Source organism: Ruminococcus sp. AF37-20 (assembly GCF_003460465.1).
In the GTDB taxonomy this organism is placed as follows: Bacteria; Bacillota; Clostridia; order Oscillospirales; family Ruminococcaceae; genus Hominimerdicola; species Hominimerdicola aceti.
In genome coordinates this window covers 1-20,942 of the sequence record NZ_QTVE01000014.1, presented here as the reverse complement: position 1 = coordinate 20,942, position 20,942 = coordinate 1, and the positions used below count along the sequence as shown (strand labels likewise).

18 protein-coding genes are annotated in these 20,942 nt (G+C 43.8%); 17 read left to right on the top strand and 1 reads right to left on the bottom strand.

Annotation, left to right across the window (positions count from 1 at the left end; genetic code table 11):
* Nucleotides 1-7 precede the first annotated feature (7 nt).
* The 11 genes from ybeY to gatB all read left to right on the top strand — a co-directional run bounded on the left by ybeY (nucleotide 8) and on the right by gatB (nucleotide 11,440).
* The gene (gene ybeY / locus DW015_RS09615) at nucleotides 8-517 is read left to right on the top strand and encodes an rRNA maturation RNase YbeY (protein ID WP_117864595.1); all 510 of its coding nucleotides are present in this window, start codon (nucleotides 8-10) and stop codon (nucleotides 515-517) included.
* Complete coding sequence (locus DW015_RS09610) at nucleotides 504-1,007, top strand: diacylglycerol kinase family protein (protein ID WP_117905481.1); 504 nt, start codon at nucleotides 504-506, stop codon at nucleotides 1,005-1,007. Before ybeY ends, DW015_RS09610 begins: the two co-directional genes overlap by 14 nt.
* A complete protein-coding gene (era, locus tag DW015_RS09605; protein WP_117905480.1) occupies nucleotides 1,004-1,918 on the top strand; it encodes a GTPase Era in 915 nt (304 codons plus the stop codon). Before DW015_RS09610 ends, era begins: the two co-directional genes overlap by 4 nt.
* Before the next feature lie 24 nt (nucleotides 1,919-1,942).
* On the top strand, nucleotides 1,943-2,110 hold the full coding sequence (locus DW015_RS13610) for a hypothetical protein (protein WP_195249467.1): 168 nt from the start codon (nucleotides 1,943-1,945) through the stop codon (nucleotides 2,108-2,110).
* Nucleotides 2,073-2,825, top strand: coding sequence for a DNA repair protein RecO (gene recO / locus DW015_RS09600; RefSeq protein ID WP_038671479.1), 753 nt, complete (start codon nucleotides 2,073-2,075; stop codon nucleotides 2,823-2,825). The genes DW015_RS13610 and recO overlap by 38 nt, the downstream gene beginning before the upstream one ends.
* 44 nt (nucleotides 2,826-2,869) lie before the next feature.
* Entirely contained in the window at nucleotides 2,870-5,266 is a 2,397-nt protein-coding gene (locus tag DW015_RS09595; protein WP_117905479.1) for an endonuclease MutS2, read from the top strand.
* A 76-nt stretch (nucleotides 5,267-5,342) separates the two neighbouring features.
* On the top strand, nucleotides 5,343-5,951 hold the full coding sequence (yunB, locus tag DW015_RS09590; RefSeq protein WP_207659371.1) for a sporulation protein YunB: 609 nt from the start codon (nucleotides 5,343-5,345) through the stop codon (nucleotides 5,949-5,951).
* Between the two features lie 283 nt (nucleotides 5,952-6,234).
* Nucleotides 6,235-8,211: an NAD-dependent DNA ligase LigA gene (gene ligA, locus DW015_RS09585; RefSeq protein ID WP_117905477.1), complete on the top strand. Its 1,977-nt coding sequence runs from the start codon at nucleotides 6,235-6,237 to the stop codon at nucleotides 8,209-8,211.
* Between the two features lie 41 nt (nucleotides 8,212-8,252).
* The gene (gene gatC, locus DW015_RS09580) at nucleotides 8,253-8,522 is read left to right on the top strand and encodes an Asp-tRNA(Asn)/Glu-tRNA(Gln) amidotransferase subunit GatC (RefSeq protein ID WP_117905476.1); all 270 of its coding nucleotides are present in this window, start codon (nucleotides 8,253-8,255) and stop codon (nucleotides 8,520-8,522) included.
* Between the two features lie 12 nt (nucleotides 8,523-8,534).
* Entirely contained in the window at nucleotides 8,535-9,986 is a 1,452-nt protein-coding gene (gene gatA, locus DW015_RS09575) for an Asp-tRNA(Asn)/Glu-tRNA(Gln) amidotransferase subunit GatA (protein WP_117905475.1), read from the top strand.
* Between the two features lie 17 nt (nucleotides 9,987-10,003).
* Complete coding sequence (gene gatB, locus DW015_RS09570) at nucleotides 10,004-11,440, top strand: Asp-tRNA(Asn)/Glu-tRNA(Gln) amidotransferase subunit GatB (protein WP_117877556.1); 1,437 nt, start codon at nucleotides 10,004-10,006, stop codon at nucleotides 11,438-11,440.
* 59 nt (nucleotides 11,441-11,499) lie between these two features.
* Here gatB and mtaB read toward each other — a convergent pair whose 3' ends face one another.
* A complete protein-coding gene (mtaB, locus tag DW015_RS09565; protein ID WP_117905474.1) occupies nucleotides 11,500-12,804 on the bottom strand; it encodes a tRNA (N(6)-L-threonylcarbamoyladenosine(37)-C(2))-methylthiotransferase MtaB in 1,305 nt (434 codons plus the stop codon).
* A 250-nt stretch (nucleotides 12,805-13,054) separates the two neighbouring features.
* Between mtaB and DW015_RS09560 the strand changes: the two genes are divergently transcribed.
* From DW015_RS09560 to DW015_RS09535, 6 genes are all read left to right on the top strand, one after another.
* Nucleotides 13,055-13,285 carry an HPr family phosphocarrier protein gene (locus tag DW015_RS09560; RefSeq protein ID WP_022287796.1) on the top strand — a complete coding sequence of 77 codons (231 nt, stop codon included), beginning with the start codon at nucleotides 13,055-13,057 and terminating at the stop codon, nucleotides 13,283-13,285.
* 483 nt (nucleotides 13,286-13,768) lie between these two features.
* On the top strand, nucleotides 13,769-14,038 hold the full coding sequence (locus DW015_RS09555; protein ID WP_046440140.1) for an HPr family phosphocarrier protein: 270 nt from the start codon (nucleotides 13,769-13,771) through the stop codon (nucleotides 14,036-14,038).
* 109 nt (nucleotides 14,039-14,147) lie between these two features.
* Nucleotides 14,148-14,906, top strand: coding sequence for a YdcF family protein (locus DW015_RS09550; RefSeq protein WP_117905473.1), 759 nt, complete (start codon nucleotides 14,148-14,150; stop codon nucleotides 14,904-14,906).
* A gap of 96 nt (nucleotides 14,907-15,002) precedes the next feature.
* Nucleotides 15,003-16,490 (top strand): L-fucose/L-arabinose isomerase family protein, encoded by a 1,488-nt coding sequence (locus tag DW015_RS09545; protein WP_038671463.1) that lies wholly within the window; start codon nucleotides 15,003-15,005, stop codon nucleotides 16,488-16,490.
* 181 nt (nucleotides 16,491-16,671) lie between these two features.
* Complete coding sequence (locus DW015_RS09540) at nucleotides 16,672-20,385, top strand: phosphoribosylformylglycinamidine synthase (protein ID WP_117905472.1); 3,714 nt, start codon at nucleotides 16,672-16,674, stop codon at nucleotides 20,383-20,385.
* 56 nt (nucleotides 20,386-20,441) lie between these two features.
* Nucleotides 20,442-20,708: a DUF1294 domain-containing protein gene (locus DW015_RS09535; RefSeq protein ID WP_347501047.1), complete on the top strand. Its 267-nt coding sequence runs from the start codon at nucleotides 20,442-20,444 to the stop codon at nucleotides 20,706-20,708.
* The last annotated feature ends 234 nt before the right edge of the window (nucleotides 20,709-20,942 follow it).

Here is a 20,942-nt window from a genome sequence, read left to right as displayed (position 1 = left end):
AAAAGTAATGGGCAAGGTAAAAGTAATGATAACCAACAACCAGACAGAGGTAAAGATACCTGTTGGCATAAGGCTTCTTGTAAGACGCTGTTGCCATGCTGTGTTGGAATATGAGGGCCACAATGATGATTTTGAAGTTTCTGTATCTTTTGTGAATGACGAGCAGATACATGAGCTTAACAAGGAGCATAGAAACATAGACCGCTCAACAGACGTGCTGAGCTTTCCTCTTGGCGAGAACGGTGATTTTGACATGAACCACGAAACAGGCGCTTACCTGCTGGGAGATATAGTCATAAGCCTTGAAACTGCTTACCGTCAGGCTGAGATATATGGCCACTCTCTTGAAAGAGAGATAGGCTTTTTGACAGTACATTCAATGCTTCACCTTCTTGGCTATGACCATGAAGAAAGCAATCTTCAGGAGAGGATAATGCGTGAAAAGGAAGAAGCTATACTTGGCAATCTGGGCATATCCCGTGACGCCACTTTCTTAGGCGAGCATGAACACAGGTAAAACAGGGATAGGACGTTTCTTCAAGGGCTTTGTTTATGCCTTTGAGGGCGTTGTGAGCTGTATAAAAACAGAGCGCAATATGCGTTTTCACATTGGTGTTGCAGTGCTTGTGATACTGCTAATGCGATTTTATGGGCTTAGCGCCGCCGAAACTGCCGCAGTTTATATCTGCATAGGGCTTGTTATTTCACTAGAGCTTGTGAACACGGCTGTTGAAGCCGCTGTGGATATGGCGTGTAAAGATAAAAACCCCCTTGCTAAAAAGGCTAAAGACTGTGCGGCAGGGGCTGTTCTCATTGCGGCGATAGCTTCTGTGGCTGTGGGAATAAGGATATTCTGGGACTATTATGCTTTTATGGCTATAGCCTCTTATTTTGCAAGAAACATATGGCTAGGGATAGCTTTAGCCGCAGGTGTGATACTGTGGCTCGTATGGGTGTTCAAAACGCCTGCTGACAAAGATAAAAAAGATAAGGAAAAATATATATGAACAAGAAAAATGCAAATTCAAAAAATGCGTTCGTCACCATTGTTGGACGTGCGAACGCAGGCAAATCCTCATTGCTAAACGCACTTGTGGGCGAAAAGATAGCCGCAGTGAGCGACAAGCCGCAGACAACAAGAACAAAGATAACAGGTGTTCTCACAAAGGGAGAAACACAGTTCGTTTTCATGGACACACCCGGTATGCACAAGGCTAAAAACAAGCTTTCCGAGCATATGCTCAACGCTGTGAACGAGTCTGTTGCAGGGTTTGATCTTATTATCCTTATGGCTGACTGCACAAAGAAAATATCCGAAAACGAGCGTGAGCTTGTAAAGGGCTTCAAGACAGGCAAGACTAAAGTGATTCTTGTGCTCAACAAGATAGATCTTCTTGAAAACAAAGAGGATCTTATCGCAGTGATAGCAGAGTATTCAAAGCTTTTTGATTTTATAGATATCGTACCGGTGAGCGTTCTTGAAAATGACGGTCTTGATATTATTATGGAAGATCTTGAAAAGAATGCTGTGGAGGGTCCGCACTACTTCCCTGACGATAAATTCACAGACCAGCCTGAAAAGGTCATAATGGCTGAGATAATAAGAGAAAAGGCACTCAATAACCTTAATGACGAAGTTCCTCACGGCATAGCTGTGACTATCGAACATCTTAACGAGCGTGAAAACAGAAACGGTGAAGCTATACTTGACGTTACCGCTACTATTTACTGCGAGAGAGAGTCACACAAGGGTATCCTTATTGGAAAAGGCGGCTCTATGCTTAGAAAGATAGGTCAGGAAGCAAGAGCTGACCTTGAAGATTTCTTCCAGATAAAAGTAAATCTCCAGTGCTGGGTTAAGGTAAAAGAGGGCTGGAGAAACCGTGAGGGCATGATAAAGAATTTCGGTTTGGAATAAAGGCAACATATTTTTCCGCTTATAATGACCGCCAAAAAAGCTGATAATATCAGTAAGGCGGTGAATATCATGACTTTATGGGACAAGTTCTTTGAAAGCGGCAGGATAGAGGATTATCTCACATATGCCGCACACAGAAAAGAGGATACTGACAATGCTGACCTTTATGGGACTGATACTGAGGGAAAATGACAGGGGCGAAACAAGCAAATCCGTCACTGTCCTCACAGCAGAGCGTGGAGTCATAGATATATTTGTTCGTGGTGGCAGGAAAAGCACGAAAAATGCGTCATCAACGCAGCTTTTTGCATACTCTAAGCTGTGCGTTGAGGAAAAGAAGAACGCTAAAGACCAATCAATGTTTTTTCTCAACAGCAGTGAATCAGAGAAGCTTTTTTACAACATCAGGCTCGACCCCAAAAAAACGGCTCTTGCCTCTTACTTTTCTGAGCTTCTCATGTATATACGAACAGAGGAAAGCGGCTGTGACGAGATAATGCGGCTGACGCTGAACACACTTTATTTTCTCGATAAAGGCGACAGGGATAACGAACTTCTCAAATCTATATTTGAGTTTCGTCTGCTGTGCGAAGCAGGATTAAGACCTGCGCTTCTTGGCTGTTCAGTGTGCATGGCGTATGAAGCTGACATTATGCACTTCAATCTGTCAACAGGTGTCTTGGAGTGTGACAAATGCTGTTACAATCCTGACAGCATTTACGATATTGAATTAGACAGGACTATGCTATACATAGTCCGATTTATTGCACTGACGGAATATGAGCGGCTTTTTGCTTTCAAGATAAGCGAAAGATATCAGAAAAAGCTGACGGCTTTTACAGAGCGGTTTGTTAGATATAATCTGAAAGGCAAGTTTCCGTCGCTTGATTTTTACAGACTTTTGTAGGCATTGCGTAGCTTTGCCTATTGTCATATTTTGAGGTATATATAATGGACGAAAGATTTTACGATTCGCTGGAGCTGAACAAAATTCTTGAAATGCTTTCAAAAGAATGCTCCAACGAAAAAACGAAAAAAATGGCTTTGGGGATAAAGCCTTGTTCTGATCTTTACACGGTCAAGAAAGAAACAGGCAAGACCGCCGAAGCACTTGAACTCAGCGTGAGATATGGCACGCCGAATTTTTACAACATAAATGACGTATCAACTTACATCAAAAGAGCCGAGGCAGGCGGTGTGCTTTCTCTTGGAGAGCTTATCCAGATAAGACGCTTGCTTGCGCAGACCTATGAGCTTCACCACTGGTATGAGCAGTGTGAGAACAAGGACACTTCCCTTTCATATCTCTTTGAAATGCTCTATCCAAACAAGTATCTGCAGCAGCGACTTGAAACGGCTATCATAGATGACACAAAGCTTTCTGACGACGCAAGTGTGGAGCTGAGAAGCATAAGACAGAAGATAACACGTTCAGGGCTTAAGATAAGAGAGACCCTTGACAAGATGATAAAATCCCCGAGCACTCAGAAATATTTGCAGGAGAGCATAGTCACAATGCGTGACGGACGTTTCGTTCTTCCGGTAAAGACTGAGTTCAAGGGCAATGTCAGCGGTCTTGTTCATGACACCTCCGCAACAGGCTCAACCCTTTTTATCGAGCCTATGTCGGTAGTGGAAGCCAACAACGATATCCGCATTTTGCAGGGTCAGGAGCAGGACGAGATACACAGGATAATCGCTGAATTTTCCATGGAATGTGCCGAAATGAAAGACCAGCTCATTTCAAACTACAATGCGGTAACAAAGCTTAACCTTTATTTTGCAAAGGCAAACCTCGGTGCAAAAATGAGAGCAATGCTCCCTGAGATATCCAATGACGGTATTATCGTGCTGAACAAGGCACGTCACCCTCTTATCGACCCGAAAAAGGTCGTGCCTATAAACTTTTCTATTGGCACAGACTATCACTCCCTGATAATAACAGGCCCTAACACGGGCGGTAAAACAGTTGTGCTTAAAACTGTGGGTCTGCTCACGCTTATGACAATGTGCGGTCTGCTCATTCCTGCGTCAGACGGAAGCAGGATATCAGTATATAAAAACGTGCTCGTTGATATCGGCGACCAGCAGTCTATAGAAAACAATCTGTCTACCTTCTCTTCTCACATAAGCAGAGTAAAGACCATACTTGACGAAGCGGACAGCGAAAGCCTTGTGCTTCTTGACGAGCTTGGCTCAGGCACTGACCCAGTGGAGGGCGCTGCGTTGGCGGTGGCTATAATCGAACGCATAAGGATATTCGATGCAACACTTGTTACAACTACTCACTATCAGGAGCTTAAAATGTACGCTATCGACACTCCTGACGTTGAGAACGCTTCATGCGAGTTTGACGTGCAGACTTTGCACCCGACATACAGGCTTATCATAGGCTCACCCGGTAAGTCCAACGCTTTTGCTATCTCTGAAAGTCTTGGTATCGACAAGGATATAATCAAGTACGCTGAGTCGCTTATTTCTGAGGATAACAGAAAGTTTGAAACTATCATAGACAATCTTGAACGCACAAGAATACAGCTTGAAGAAAACAACAGGCTTGCGGAGAAATACCGTGCGGAAAGCGAGGCTCTCAGAAAAGAGCTTGCAGAGCAGAAAGAAAAATTCTACGATCAGAAAGAAGCCGAGCTTGAAAAGGCAAGACGTGAGGCTCAGCAGATCGTAAATCGTGTTCAGCGTGAGTCGCAGGCGCTTGTTGACGAGCTTGACAAGCTGAGAAAAGAGAAAGAAAATCCGAACTTCACTCAGAAAGCCATTGATGCAAGGCACAAGCAGAAGTCCACAATGAACAAGCTTTACAGCGAGGCTAACCCTGTTTCTGAAAGCAGGAACGAGGGATATGTGCTGCCAAGGCCGCTGAAAAAGGGTGACAGCGTGCTTATCGTTGACACAAACAGAAAGGGTATCATTATAACGCCCCCTGACAACAGCGGAATGTGCTTCATTCAGGCAGGCATAATGAAAACCAAGATAGATGTAAAGAAGCTTCAGCTTATTGAAAAACAACAGCCGCAGAAACAGTCCAAAAAGCCTGTTAAAAAAGGCGGTGTATCCAAAAGCGGCATTGAGAGCCGTATGACACGAAAGGTATCCACCGAGCTTGATATCAGGGGCTATGCCGCTGACGAGGGCGTTCATGAAATGGAGCAGTTTATTTCTGACGCTATCATGTCAGGGGTGACGATGCTTACCATAATCCACGGCAGAGGCACTGGTATTCTCCGTGATGCCATAAGGCGTGCGCTTAAACACCACCCTTCTGTAAAATCATTCAGAAAAGGCGTTTACGGAGAGGGCGAGGACGGCGTAACTATCGTTGAATTAAAGTAAAATAATCACATATCACCGCATTTTGGTATATAATAAGCCAAAGGCGGTGATTTTTTTGAGTGTTCACAAGCGTTCTTTGAAGAACAGACTTTCATATATACTGCTGACTTTTATCGTTGTTCTTGCACTGCTCACGACTGTGTTTTTTGCACAGCTTTCAAGGCACATCAGCGAAATAAGCGAGTTTGAGAGCAAGCAGGCTGCACTAGATGTGATAAATGCGGCAATAAGCCAAGAGCTTAAAAAACTGCCGCAAAGCAGTTATATAAAAATATCCGAAACAGACGGCAGGATAACCTCCATAAACAGCGACACAGCCTCAGTGAACAGGCTGCAAAGCAGCGTTTCAAAAGCTGTGAACGAAAGCCTTTCACAGCTTGAGGGTACAAAACTCAGCGTACCCATCGGCACACTTTCAGGAATAAATATCCTCACAGGCAGAGGTTTTGACATACCACTGCGGCTTCATCAGATAGGTGCGGCAAAAACAGAGCTTAAAAGCGATTTAACGGAAGCAGGGATAAATCAGACAAAATACAGCCTTTATCTCACTGTGACCATAGAAATGACAGCCATTCTTCCTGCACACTCTACGGATATCGTTGTGAGCTATGACTATCCCGTAAGCGAAACTGTTATCGTAGGGGAGATACCTGATATGTACTTAGACAAGGGAAAAGGCTGATTTTTTCGCAGTTTATAGAAAAAAGGCTTGTATTTCACCAGCAATTATGGTATAATATAAAGGGCAATACCGCATAAGGCACGCCTAACGGCTTTGCACGCAATCTGCTTGCAGATTTTCCGTTATCTCGCACAGAAACTCCTTGAAATACGAAAGTATTCCTACATCGTTTCTATACAAGCTAACGAAAAATCCGGCTACGCATCTTGCGTACAATCCTTATGTGGTATTGCCCTGCGTATGATATGCCGTAAAAAGTTGGCAGAAATGGAGTTGTGTTATTTTGAACGAACAGGACGCTAAAAAACGTATAGACGAGCTTGTGAAGCTTTTGAATTATCACTCTCAGCTTTACTATGTTGAGGACAGGAACGAGATCACAGACTATGAATACGATATGCTCCAGCAGGAACTAAAGGGTCTTGAGGAGCAGTTTCCGCAGTTTATCAGAAACGACTCCCCTACTCAGCGTGTAGGCGGCAAGGCGATATCAATATTTGAGAAAGTCACACACCGTGTGCAAATGGGTTCTTTGCAGGACGTTTTTTCCTTTGAACAGGTGAGAAGCTTTATTGAGACAGTTCAGCAGGCTGTGGATAAACCGCAATTCGTTGTTGAGCCGAAAATAGACGGACTTTCGGTATCCCTTGAATATCATAACGGCGAGCTTGCCATAGGTTCTACCCGTGGTGACGGCTTTGTGGGCGAGGACGTTACTTCTAATCTGAAAACTGTAAAGTCCATTCCTATAAAAATAAACGAGGAACTGCCTTTGATAGAAGTCAGAGGTGAAACATATATGCCGAGAAATGTTTTTCTGAAGCTTGTTAAAGAGCAGGAGGATAATGACGAGCAGCCTTTCAAAAACCCTAGAAATGCCGCCGCAGGTTCTCTTAGACAGAAAGACCCTAAGATAGCGGCAAAAAGAAAGCTTGATATCTTTGTGTTCAATGTTCAGCAGATAGAGGGCAAGGAGCTTACTTCCCACAAGGAGTCTCTTGACTATCTGAAAACACTGGGATTCAAGACTATCCCTGATTACAAGCGTGTGTCTACCGCTGATGAGGTCATAGGCTGCATAAAGGCTATCGGAGAAAAGCGTTTTGACCTGCCATTTGATATTGACGGCGTTGTTATAAAGGTCGATGATTTCAGACAGCGTGAGATACTTGGTGCGACTGCAAAAGTGCCAAAGTGGGCTGTGGCTTACAAGTTTCCGCCTGAGGAAAAGACCTCAAAGCTGCTCGATATAGAGCTTAATGTGGGCAGAACTGGTGCTATAACACCTGTGGCCGTGTTTGAGCCTGTTTTTCTTGCAGGCACGAGCGTTTCAAGGGCGACCCTACACAATCAGGATTTTATAAGAGAAAAGAATATTTCCGTTGGGGATATCATCAAGGTCCGCAAGGCTGGAGATATAATCCCTGAGGTGCTTGGCTCTGTGGAAAAGCATGGCGACGGAGTTTTCACGCTTCCTGAGTGCTGTCCTGTATGCGGAACAAAGCTTGTGAAGTCCGAGGAAGAAGCGGCGGTAAGGTGTCCGAACGTTGAATGTCCTGCGCAGATATTCAGAAGCATCGTTCACTTTGCTTCAAAGGGCGCAATGAACATTGACGGTCTTGGTCCGCAGATAGTTCACACCCTTCTTGACAACAAGCTTATCACCTCTGTGGCTGACCTTTACACTCTGAGCGAAAACAAACTTTTACAGCTTGACAACTTCAAGGAAAAATCAGTGAACAATCTGCTTAGTGCTATAGAAAAGTCAAAGTCCAATTCTTTGGACAGATTGGTTTTTGGTCTGGGCATAAGAAATATCGGACAGGCTTCTGCGAAGCTTCTGTGCGACAAGTTCGGCGACCTTGACAACATCATGAACGCCTCCGCAGAGCAGATATCCGAGATAGACGGCTTTGGCGGCGTAATGGCGCAAAGCGTTTACAACGCTTTCCATGAAGAGCATATGATAGAGCTTATCCAAAGGCTCAAAGAATGTGGGATAAACACAAAGTATGAGAAGATACAGATAGACGACCGCTTTGCAGGAAAGACTTTTGTTCTCACAGGCACTTTGCCGACGCTTAAAAGAAGTGAGGCAAAGGCACTTATTGAAAAATACGGCGGCAAGGCAAGCGGCTCGGTGTCCAAAAAAACGGACTACGTTCTTGCAGGTGAGGAAGCAGGAAGCAAGCTTGATAAAGCTCAGCAGCTCGGTATCGAGATAATCACCGAAGAACAGTTCAAGGATATGATAAAATAAGATAATATCTTTTTATATAAATAAAACAGGAGGAATGTAAAATGAACATTGACATTAAACACATTGCCAAGCTGGCAAGACTTCGCATCGAAGACGATCAGCTTGATAAGTTTGAGTCAGAAATGCAGAACATCGTGGGAATGGTTGAAAAGCTCCCCGACATTCAGGACGAAATGACCCTTGACCCTGACAACCCGATGATACTCAGAAAAGACGTGGCTGTTCAGGATAAATTCACAAGACAGGAGCTTATGCAGAACGCTCCTCATGTAAAGGCAGGCTGTCTTGTCGTGCCTAAAACAGTAGAGTAAGGAGTGTTATAATTGGAACTTTTTGAAAGAAATGCCTGCGACTTGTCAGAAATGATAAAGAACAAGGAAATAAGCTCCGCAGAGCTTACAAAGTCTGTTTTTGACAGAATAAAAGCAGTTGAGGGCAAGGTAGACGCTTATCTGACACTTGACGAAGAAAACGCTATGAAAAAAGCCGCTGAGATAGATGAAAAGCTTGCAAATGGCGAAGAGCTTTCACCTTTGGCTGGTATACCTGTTGGTATCAAGGACAATATCTCAACAAAGGGTCTGAGAACAACTTGTGCGTCAAAAATGCTTGGAAACTATGTTCCGCCTTTCAATGCAACTGTAATGAACAAGCTTGATGATATCGTTGTAACAGGCAAGCTCAACATGGACGAGTTCGCTATGGGTTCATCAACCGAGAACTCACATTTTAAGCCTACTAAAAACCCATTTGAAACAGAGAGGATACCTGGCGGTTCATCAGGCGGATCTGCTGCGGCTGTTGCAGCAAGAGAGGCTATCGTTACTCTTGGCTCTGACACTGGCGGATCTATCAGACAGCCTGCTTCATACTGCGGCGTTGTAGGTCTGAAGCCTACATACGGCAGCGTTTCAAGATACGGTCTTGTTGCTTTCGCTTCATCACTGGATCAGATCGGACCTCTCGGCAAGTGCGTAAAGGACGTTGCTATGGTACAGTCTGCTATCGTTGGTCATGACAAGTATGACGCTACTTCTTCCTATAGAGAGTATCCTGATTTTGCGGCTGACCTTAAAGCTGACGTAAAGGGTCTGAGAATCGGTATACCAAAAGAGTATTTCGGCGAGGGTATCGACCCATTCGTTAAGCAGTCTGTAATGAACGCTGTGAAAGAGCTTGAAAAGCAGGGCGCAACTGTAAAGGAGATCTCTCTGCCGTCTACAGATTATGCACTTTCATCATACTACATCATTTCTTCTGCAGAAGCTTCTTCAAACCTTGCAAGATTTGACGGTGTAAGATACGGCTTCAGAGCTGAAGAATATGACGGACTTGTTGATATGTACGAGAGAACACGTTCAGAGGGCTTCGGCGACGAAGTAAAGAGAAGAATAATGCTCGGCACATTCGTGCTTTCATCAGGTTTCTATGACGCTTACTACAAGAAAGCAAAGCTCGTTCAGAAGAGAATAATGCAGGAGTTCGCATCTCAGTTCGCTGACGTTGATGTTATCGCTACTCCTACAGTTCCGTCAACAGCATTCAAGATCGGTGAAAACACTGACGATCCCCTTAAAATGTACGCAAACGATGTCTGCACTGTTACAGTGAACATTGCAGGTCTGCCTGCAATAAGCATTCCTTGTGCATATGACGACAAGGGTCTGCCTGTTGGTATGCAGCTTATCGGCGGAAAGTTTACAGAGCAGCGTCTGCTTAACACAGCTTATGCTTATGAGCAGCTTGTTGGCGGATTCAAAATGCCTGAGCTTTAAGGAAAGGGGTCACAAAAATGGTAAAAGGCTACGAAGTTGTAATCGGTCTTGAAACTCATGCTGAGCTTAATACCGAGTCTAAAATATACTGCGACTGCAAGAACCAGTTCGGTCTTGAAGTCAATTCACAGGTTTGCCCTATCTGCATGGGTATGCCTGGCACACTGCCTACTCTTAACGAAAAGGTAGTTGATTATGCAATAAGAATGGGTCACGCACTCAACTGCGAGATAAACCGTGTCTGCAAGCAGGACAGAAAGAACTATTTCTACCCTGACCTGCCAAAGGCTTATCAGATATCACAGGCAGAAGTTCCTCTCTGCGGCAAGGGTTATGTTGATATCCTTGTTGACGGCGAGGAAAGAAGAATAGGTATCACAAGAATACACATCGAGGAGGACGCAGGTAAGCTTCTCCACTCTGACAAGTTCCATGGTGTATCACTTGTTGACCTTAACCGCTGCGGTGTTCCGCTTATCGAGATAGTTTCTGAGCCTGATATGCGTTCCTCACAGGAAGCAAAGGTTTATCTTGAAACGCTGAAATCTATCCTACAGTATCTTGGCATATGCGACTGTAAGATGCAGGAAGGCTCTATCAGATGTGATGTAAACGTATCTGTTCACAAGCCTGGCGAACCATTCGGCACACGTTCTGAGATGAAGAACGTAAACAGCTTCTCTGCCGCAGTAAGAGGTATCGACTACGAGGTAGAAAGACAGATAGCTGTTCTTGAAGCAGGCGGAAAGGTCGAGCAGGAAACTCGCCGTTGGGACGACGAAAAGGGAATGAGCATTCCAATGCGTTCAAAAGAGGACGCACAGGATTATCGTTACTTCCCTGAGCCGGACCTGCTTACTATCGTTGTTGAGCAGGAGCGTGTTGACGAGCTTAAAAAGAGTATCCCTGAGCTTCCAAACGTAAAGATACTCAGATATGTAAAGAAGTTCGGTCTGAACATAAAGGACGCAACGTTTATAGCAGAGTCTGTTTCCCTTGCAAAGCTTTTTGACGATTGCATGGCAAAGGACAAGTTCCCTGCAAAGTGCTATACAACATGGATACTCGGCGACCTTGTTAAGTACATGAACGCAACAGGCAAGACTCTCGAAGATACAAAGCTCACTGCTGACAATCTTACTGACCTCGTCGCTGCGATCGAGGCAAAGACCATTTCCAACGCTGGCGGAAAGAAAGTTTTTGCAGTTCTTCTCGAGGAGGACAAAAAGGTAAGCGACATTATCGAGGAGCAGGGTCTTGCACAGGTCTCTGATGACAGCGCACTTGAAAAGATCGCTGACGAAGTTCTTGCCGCAAACGAAAAGTCTGTAAATGACTACAAGGGCGGAAAGACAAATGCTCTGGGCTATCTGGTAGGTCAGTGCATGAAAGCATCAAAGGGCAAGGCTAACCCAGGAAAGATGAAGGAGATAATCCTTGCAAAGCTTGGATAAGCCTGAGTATATTTGGATATAACGAAAGAGGATCGCATTTGCGGCCCTCTTTTTTGTACTCATATAAGTTTTCCGTAACAAAACTCGCCATCTGACGAGGTTATCTCTATCTTTAAAAGCTGTCGCCTTAAAGAAACTTCTTCGCTCGACCTCGGTATTTTCACTGTCACATAATTTGGCGCATGACCTTGGTGCCACTGAGGGCTTGTTTCCTTTTCAAACAAAACCTCCAGCACTGTGCCAACAAGGCTTTTGAGATACAAAGCCTTTGTTTCGTTGCATACATCTGCCATTTGAGCCGCACGACTGTACTTGGTCTTGCGTTCGAGCTGACCTTTCATTTTGTCGGCAACAGTGGTAGGTCTGCGTGAATACGGGAAAATATGCGTTTCTGCAAAGGATATCTTCTTTGCAAATGCCAACGACTTTTCAAATTCCTCGTCAGTTTCCTGTGGAAAGCCCACCATTATGTCGGTGGTTATAGCGCAGTTTGGAAAATGCCTGCGAAGCTTCTCGCAAAGCTCTGCATACTCCGCCGTATCATAATGACGGTTCATGCGCTTCAAAGTTTCGTCACAGCCACTTTGCAGGGAAAGATGAAAATGCGGACAGAGCTTTTCAAGCTTTGACATTCGCAGGATATCTTCATCTGAAATAAGCTCAGGCTCAACAGAGCCGATACGCACTCTGTAATCGCCATCACAGCCGCAGGCAGCTTCAACAGCGTCAATGAGCCGTGTGCCGTTTTTGAAGTCTCTGCCGTAACAGCAAAGATTTATGCCCGTGAGGATTATCTCCTTGTGACCTGAGTCAACGAGCTGCTGAACTTCGGGGGCGATATCCTCCAAAGGTTTTGAACAGATGTGTCCTCTCGCAGTGGGGATAATACAGTAGGTGCAATACTGATCACAGCCGTCTTGAATTTTGATATACGCACGAGTTTTTTTGTCAGCACCTGAGTTTGTCATTTTCTCAAAAGCCTCTCCCCTCTCACGAGGAACTATCCTGATAATACGCTCGCCACTTGTGATATACCTTTTTATAAGGGCAGGTATCTCCTTTTTTGCACCTGTGCCAACTATGATACCGCACTCATCAAGAGCAGAAGCTTCCTTTTCAAAAGCCTGCGGAAAACAGCCTGCCAAAACTATCAGACACTCAGGATTAGCTTTTTTTATCTTGTGAATAAGCTGTCGGCATTTTGAGTCCGACTGAGCGGTAACAGTGCAGGTATTTACAACACATACCTCTGCATCAGCATAATCCTCAGTGACCTCATACCCCTCGGACAGCATTGCTTCCTTTATATTTTCTGTTTCATATTGGTTTACCTTGCAGCCGAATGTATAGAAAAAGGCTTTCATATTTGATTTCCTTTCAGTAGCCAAATGTTTATAATGCACAATAAATCACAATAATATATGTGCATATTGCATAAATCTAAACTTTGATTTTTATCACTCTTGACTATTGTACCATATTTTAATTTTTTTTGCAAATATCCATTGACAAATCAGAAAAATCGTTTATAATATAAATTGTAGAGAAAAGATCTACAGAATTTATGTGGGAATCAAGATCGGATATACCGATCATTCTGAAGGAGGAATATTTATGACAAAGGTAAAAATCATGCTCGATTCCATTGCAGCGGTAAAGAAGTTTGTAAGCGTAGTTTCTATGTACGACTTTGATGTGGATCTTGCGTCAGGAAGATATGCAGTTGACGCTAAGTCAATTATGGGTATTTTCAGCCTTGACCTTTCAAATCCTATCCAGCTCGTAGCACACACAGACGACGCTACTAAATTCCTTGACGAGATCAAAGAATTTATTGTTGACTAAACTTTGATATCACGAAAGCACTGAGTTTTAAAAGCTCAGTGCTTTTTTTGTTGCAAAATTTAAACGATTTCGCATTTTTGCAAAATCTCATCATATAGTTTAATATATTTACGAATATATACTTTCTACTTTTGTTGTATTTTCATTCAAAACGCATATAAAACGTTTGAGATTTTCGTAATAAGAAAACTTTTAGCTAATTTGTTATAGCTTTTATATAAGTTCCACATTAACTAAAACGTTTTAACATGATTAATTATCCAAATTTTATATAACAAATTAACATGAAATAAGTAAAATTCATATTAATATCTTCGTATATAATATTTTACACAATATCTGTTTACTATTTGTTCACATTGGCATATAATTATATATGGATTAAGATATGTGACATATAAGTATAGAACTGCTGTTGCTAATGTAAAAAGAAACGAAAATCTCAGAAATTTTCGGTTCTTTTTAGTTTTTCAGAGGTTATTATTGCGAAAGGAGGATATGCCAAAGGGCATAATCACGAACATGATCAAAGCTTATATCAGGATAAACGATCTTAATGACATCAAGACTTTGCATGAAGCGGCTTTAAGCTGCAAATACGATCTGGTGGTGCAGTCAGGAACAAAAATACTCAATCCAAAATCACTTATGGGTATTTTCGGTCTTGGCACAAAGAAAACTGTATCGCTGGTAGCTAAATATGACGACAAGCGTGATTTTCTCGAAAAATTCGGTGATCTGATCTCAACTTAGATCATTCCTTATAAAAGCGTTCTGCTGCTGCGGAGCGCTTTTCTCTTTTGCCCTTGTAATCACAAGAGCTATATGTTATAATAGTACAAAAAAGACAAGGAGATAACTAATGAGCGTAAAAATAATATTGCTTGCACTGGAAACTTTGCTGTTGTTTCTGTTTCTTGTACCATTTCCTGTTATATGCTCGGGCAACCTGCTTGGCATCATCGTTTCGGTGATACTAATGCTCATAACAGCAAACTGGACAAAATTCTGCGGTATCATATCAAAAATATGGGAACATGGCGCAGGTAAATTCGGGCTTATCTTTGTAAGCACACTGATACTTGCCGGAATAATATATGTAATCATTCTTTCCATACTTATGTACAAAGCACAGGAAAACCGCCCTGAAAAAGCCAATGTTATAGTTGTGCTTGGCTGTCAGGTAAAAGGCGAACGCCCCTCACGAATGTTACGCAGACGACTTGACGCTGCAATTATAGCTATGAACGACAATCCCGATACGCTTTGTATAGTTTCAGGCGGCAAGGGCGATGATGAGAAAATAAGCGAAGCCTTGGCAATGAAAAACTATCTGCTAGAAAAAGGCATGGACAGCGACAGGCTAATAATGGAGGACAAGTCCACTTCAACTTACGAAAATATCCAAAACTCTCTCAAGATACTCGATGAACTCGGCATGAGCCATGATATGACTATCGTCACAGACGGCTTTCATCAATACCGTGCAAGCCTTATCGCAAAGGCTCAGGGGGTGGAAAGCGTCACCGCTTATTCAGCCTACACAGAACCACGATACCTGTTCACATATTGGGTGAGAGAGTGGCTTGGGCTAACGCACTTTTTCATGCTGGGCAGCTAACTAAATTTCACGAAAATTTGCACAAAAAGCTATTGAAAACAGCACAAAGGTATGCTAGAATAAAGTCATAAATAAATGAAAATCGGAGGTTAGAAAATGAAAAACATTCCAGAGGTGAAGCTTGGCATAGTAGCAGTTTCAAGAGATTGCTTCCCTATGTCGCTTTCAGAATCAAGACGTATCAAGGTCTGTCAGGAGTACAAAAAGGCTTACGGAGATATCTACGAATGTCCTACAGTTGTGGAGAACGAAAATGATATGCTCAAAGCCCTTGACGAGGTAAACACAGCAGGCTGTAACGCACTTGTTGTATATCTTGGAAACTTCGGACCTGAGTCCTCAGAAACACTTCTAGCAAAGAAGTTTGGCGGTCCTGTTATGTTCGTTGCGGCTGCTGAAGAGCCATGCGGTGATGCACTTATCGACAACAGAGGCGACGCTTACTGCGGAATGCTCAACGCAAGCTATAACCTTGCACTGAGAAACATCAAGGCTTATATCCCTGAGTACCCTGTTGGTACACCTGACGAGTGCGCAAAGATGATAAGCGAGTTCGTTCCAGTTGCAAGGGCTATCCTCGGTCTTAAGGATCTGAAGATAATCTCATTCGGACCACGTCCACAGGACTTTCTTGCCTGCAACGCACCTATCAGACAGCTCTACAACATGGGTATCGAGATAGAAGAAAACTCAGAGCTTGACCTTTTCGAGTCATTCAACGCCCATGCCGGCGATGAGAGAATATCTGCTGTTGTTGCTGACATGGAAGCAGAGCTTGGCAAGGGCAATAAAATGGCAGGCATCCTTCCAAGACTTGCGCAGTATGAGCTTACTCTTCTTGACTGGGCAGAAGCTCACAAAGGCTCAAGGAAATATGTTGTATTTGCAAACAAGTGCTGGCCTGCATTCCAGACGCAGTTTGGCTTCGTTCCTTGCTATGTTAATTCAAGACTTACAAAGATAGGCATTCCTGTTGCCTGCGAAGTAGATATCTACGGTGCTGTCAGCGAATACATAGGCGTTTGTGTATCACAGAAGCCTGTTACGCTCCTTGACATCAACAACACTGTTCCTGCGGACATATACAATGATGATATCGCAGGAAAGTTCCCTTACACACATAAGGATACATTCATGGGCTTCCACTGCGGAAACACAGCTTCATGCCTTGTAAAAGAGCCTGAGATGAAGTTCCAGCGTATCATGAAGAGAAATCTTGAGCCAGACAGCGAGCCTAACATTTCAAGAGGTACTCTTGAGGGTGATATCGTTGACGGAAATATAACATTCTTCCGCTTTCAGTCAACGGCTGACGCACAGCTCAAAGGATATATTGCAGAGGGCGAAGTTCTTCCTGTGGCAACACGTTCATTCGGATCTATCGGTATTTTCGCTATCAACGAAATGGGCAGATTTTATCGCCATGTTCTCGTTCAGAAGAACTATCCTCACCACGGTGCTGTTGCTTTTGGTCACTATGGAAAGGCACTCCACAGTGTTATGACATATCTTGGCATGACAGACATAGGCTTCAACCAGCCTAAGGGTATGCTTTATCCAACAGAAAATCCGTTTGCAGATTAATATTTTAGGGATACCGCACTGTAATGGTGCGGTATTTCTGCTTTTATGAACTAAAAAATCAACAAGTGAACCAACGCTTATTCACACATAATTATATGCCCTGCCGAATAATAAGAATTTTATTGACAAATATGCGAAAAATGTAGTATAATAAAAGTAACTATTATAAGGAGATGTAGCCATGTCTGTTTACCGTATTTATGTAGAAAAAAAGCCTGAATTTGCAGTTGAAGCAAATTCACTTATCGGCGGAATAAAGTCAGCTCTGGGACTTGATAACCTTACAGGTCTGAGAGTTATAAACCGCTATGACGCAGAGGGTCTTTCAAGAGAGGATTTCGACCTTGCAGCACCAGTCGTTTTCTCTGAGCCTGCTGTTGACGTTACTTACGATCACCTGCCTGCTGTAAAAGCTGACGAGTTTGTTTTTGCAGTTGAGTATCTGCCAGGTCAGTTCGATCAGAGAGCCGATTCCTGCGCACAGTGTATCTCACTTCTCACTGGAGGAAAAAGACCTACTATCAAGTCAGCGAGAATTTATATCGTTTCTGGCAAACTCACAGAAGCAGAGCTTGACCAGATCAAGCACTATATGATAAACCCTGTTGAGTCAAGAGAAGCTTCCCTTGATTGCTTCGATACACTCGATATCAAGTATACTATCCCTACCACAGTCAAGACTGTTGAGGGCTTTATCTATTCAACAGACGATGACCTGAGATTTATGCTCACAGACTTGGGTCTTGCAATGGACTTTGACGATATCAAGTTCTGTCAGGATTATTTCAAGAACGTTGAAAAGAGAAATCCTACTATCACTGAGATAAGAATGATAGACACATATTGGTCTGATCACTGCCGTCATACTACATTCTCCACTATCGTCGATAACGTTTCTATCGACTCAGACTACATAGCTGCTACCTTTGCAGACTATATCAACACAAGAAAAGACCTTTATGCAGGCAGAACCGACAAGCCTGTTACACTTATGGATCTTGCTTGTATCGGTGCAAAGCAGCTTAAAAAGGCTGGTCTGCTCAAAGACCTTGACGAGAGTGAGGAGATAAACGCTTGCTCCGTTAAGATAACTGTTGACGTTGACGGCAATCCCGAGGACTGGCTGCTCATGTTCAAAAACGAAACACACAACCACCCTACAGAGATCGAGCCTTTTGGCGGTGCAGCAACTTGTCTTGGTGGCGCTATCAGAGACCCTCTGTCAGGACGTTCATATGTATATCAGGCAATGAGAGTAACAGGCGCAGGCAATCCGCTGGTTCCTGTTGAGGACACTATCACAGGTAAGCTTCCACAGAGAAAGATAGTTGTTGGTGCTGCCAATGGTTATTCTTCATACGGCAACCAGATAGGTCTTGCTACCGGTCACGTTCACGAGATATATCACCCGGGCTATGTTGCGAAGAGAATGGAGATAGGTGCTGTAGTCGGTGCTGCTCCTGCTGAGAACGTAAGACGTGAAAGACCTGAGCCTGAGGATATCGTTATCCTCCTTGGCGGAAGAACAGGACGTGACGGCTGCGGCGGAGCAACAGGCTCTTCAAAATCACACAACCTGCACTCACTGGAAAGCTGCGGAGCTGAGGTACAGAAGGGTAACGCACCTGAGGAAAGAAAGCTTCAGCGTTTGTTCAGAAACCCTGAAGTTACTTCAATGATAAAACGTTGTAACGACTTCGGTGCAGGCGGAGTTTCCGTTGCTATCGGCGAGCTTGCTGACGGACTTTCTATCAACCTTGACGCTGTTACAAAGAAGTATGACGGTCTTGACGGCACTGAGCTTGCTATCTCTGAGTCACAGGAGAGAATGGCTGTTGTTATCGCAAAGAGCGACCTTGAAAAGTTCATGGCTGAGGCTGCAAAGGAAAACCTTGAAGCAACAATGGTGGCAAGAGTAACTGCTGAGCCAAGACTTAAAATGAACTGGTGCGGCAACACTATCGTTGACCTTACAAGAGAGTTCCTTAACTCAAACGGTGCAGAAAAGCACACAGATATTTCTATCCCTGCTCCTGTTTTCGCAGCAGAGAGCAATGACGCTGACACTGCTGACCGCTGGGAGTCTATGATATCAAACCTCAACATCTGCTCACAGAAGGGTCTTATTGAGAGATTTGACTCAACTATCGGTGCAAACACAGTTCTTATGCCATTTGGCGGTAAATATCAGAACACACCTACACAGGCAATGGCTGCAAAGCTCCCTGTTCTTCACGGCAATACAAAGACAACGTCCATTATGGGCTGGGGCTATGACCCATATCTCTCATCTGTAAGCCCATACCACGGCGCAATGAGCGCTGTAGTTGAGTCTATCGCAAAGGTCATCGCAACAGGCGGTACATATGAGAAGTGCTGGCTCACATTCCAGGAGTATTTTGAAAGAACACAGAACGATCCTGAACGTTGGGGCAAGCCTATGTCTGCTCTCCTCGGTGCATACAAGGCACAGATAGAGCTGGGATGCGGTTCTATCGGCGGTAAGGACTCAATGTCAGGTACATTCGAGGAAATAGACGTTCCACCTACACTTGTTTCATTCGCTGTTTCAGTAACAGACGCAGACAAGGTAGTTTCACAGGAATTCAAGAAGGCAGGCTCTAAGGTGATCCTTATCAAGCCTGAATATGATGACAACAAGCTTGTGAACTTCGATTCACTGAAGGCAGTATTTGAAAAGGTAGAAAAGCTTATCGCTGAGGGCAAGGTGCTTTCATGCTGGGCTGTATCCTACGGCGGTGTATCTGAGGCTGTTGCAAAAATGGCATTTGGTAACAAGATAGGCTTTAAGTTCACAGACAAGCTCACAGCAGAAGAGCTTTACAGAGCTTGCTATGGCGCATTTGTTATCGAGCTTGCAGAGGGCGTTGACACTGACGAGAGAGTTATCGGTGAAACAACAGAAAGCTACGAGATAAAGTCAGACAATTACACAATAAGCCTTGACAAGCTCCAGACACTTTGGGAGGGCAAGCTTGAGCCTGTATATCCTGTTCATGTGAAGGAGCCTGCTGAAAAGCCTGAAAAGTACAGCTACAAGGCAGACAAGAGAGTTGCACCTGCTATCAAGGTGGCAAAGCCAAAAGTGCTTATCCCTGTATTCCCTGGCACAAACTGCGAATACGATACAGCAAGAGCCTTTGAAAAGGCAGGCGCAGAGGCTGACATCTTCGTTGTAAGAAACCTTACAGAACAGGCTATCAAGGAGTCTGTTGACGCAATGGAGAAGAAGATAAAAGAGTCACAGATAGTAATGCTCCCAGGCGGATTCAGCGGTGGCGACGAGCCTGACGGCTCAGGCAAGTTCATCGTATCATTCCTGAGAAACCCAAGACTTACAGACGCTATCCATGACCTGCTGAAAAATCGTGACGGTCTTATGCTTGGTATCTGCAACGGCTTCCAGGCACTTATCAAGCTTGGTCTTGTACCATATGGTGAGATAAGAGATATGAGAGACGACTCCCCTACACTGACATTCAACACCATTGCAAGACACCAGTCTAAAATGGTAAACACAAGGATCGCTTCCAACAAGTCACCATGGCTTGCAGGCTGTGAGGTAGGCGATATCCACAGCGTGGCTATCTCACACGGTGAGGGACGTTTCGTTGCAACAGCAGAGGAAATCGCACAGCTTGCTGCAAACGGACAGATCGCTACACAGTATGTTGACTTTGACGGAGAACCTACATTTGACATTCATTGCAACCCTAACACATCATTCCAGGCTATCGAGGGTATCACCTCACCTGACGGACGTGTTCTTGGTAAAATGGGTCACTCAGAGCGTAAGGGCTGCTGCGTATCAAAGAACGTTCCCGGTGAAAAGGATCAGAAGATATTTGAAAGCGGCGTAGCTTACTTCAAGTAAAAACAAAAATACAAGGGCGGAGCTTTTCCGCCCTTTGTTTATATGAGGACAAAGATATGTTGAAATACATTATAATATATCTTTCCGCAATGAGCCTTTTGACGTTCATACTTTTTGGAGCAGATAAGCACAAGGCAAGAGCACACAAATGGCGGATACCTGAGAAAACGCTCCTTGGTCTGAGCCTGCTTGGCGGCTTTGCAGGAGGATTTCTGGGCATGGAATTTTTCCGTCACAAAACAAAACACTGGTATTTTTATATGGTGATGATAATTTCTCTTGCACTATGGGTATTTATAATATACAAGGTCATTGCAGAATAGAATAAGTTCTTTAGGTAGTCGGTAACGGCTGCCTAATTTTTCTGCCAATTCTGGTAAAAAACATATAAAGCAGTGTAAACTTATTGGCGAAAAATAAAGTTAATCCTGTATAATAAAACTTGAAACATACAAAACAGTGCATAGTATTATACCACAAAAAAAGACTGCTTTCTACCCTTTTCCGTGGTTGAACTGACCCCAAAAAGTTAGACAAAGATTCAAAAGAAAATTTAT

Coding starts and splice junctions, on each gene's coding strand:
- ybeY (WP_117864595.1), top strand. CDS start 8: ATGGGCAAGGTAAAAGTAATGATAACCAACAACCAGACAGAGGTAAAG.
- DW015_RS09610 (WP_117905481.1), top strand. CDS start 504: ATGAACACAGGTAAAACAGGGATAGGACGTTTCTTCAAGGGCTTTGTT.
- DW015_RS09550 (WP_117905473.1), top strand. CDS start 14,148: ATGAGCGTAAAAATAATATTGCTTGCACTGGAAACTTTGCTGTTGTTT.
- gatC (WP_117905476.1), top strand. CDS start 8,253: ATGAACATTGACATTAAACACATTGCCAAGCTGGCAAGACTTCGCATC.
- DW015_RS09535 (WP_347501047.1), top strand. CDS start 20,442: ATGTTGAAATACATTATAATATATCTTTCCGCAATGAGCCTTTTGACG.
- DW015_RS09545 (WP_038671463.1), top strand. CDS start 15,003: ATGAAAAACATTCCAGAGGTGAAGCTTGGCATAGTAGCAGTTTCAAGA.
- mtaB (WP_117905474.1), bottom strand. CDS start 12,804: ATGAAAGCCTTTTTCTATACATTCGGCTGCAAGGTAAACCAATATGAA.
- era (WP_117905480.1), top strand. CDS start 1,004: ATGAACAAGAAAAATGCAAATTCAAAAAATGCGTTCGTCACCATTGTT.
- DW015_RS09560 (WP_022287796.1), top strand. CDS start 13,055: ATGACAAAGGTAAAAATCATGCTCGATTCCATTGCAGCGGTAAAGAAG.
- DW015_RS09540 (WP_117905472.1), top strand. CDS start 16,672: ATGTCTGTTTACCGTATTTATGTAGAAAAAAAGCCTGAATTTGCAGTT.
- DW015_RS09595 (WP_117905479.1), top strand. CDS start 2,870: ATGGACGAAAGATTTTACGATTCGCTGGAGCTGAACAAAATTCTTGAA.
- DW015_RS13610 (WP_195249467.1), top strand. CDS start 1,943: ATGACCGCCAAAAAAGCTGATAATATCAGTAAGGCGGTGAATATCATG.
- gatB (WP_117877556.1), top strand. CDS start 10,004: ATGGTAAAAGGCTACGAAGTTGTAATCGGTCTTGAAACTCATGCTGAG.
- recO (WP_038671479.1), top strand. CDS start 2,073: ATGCTGACCTTTATGGGACTGATACTGAGGGAAAATGACAGGGGCGAA.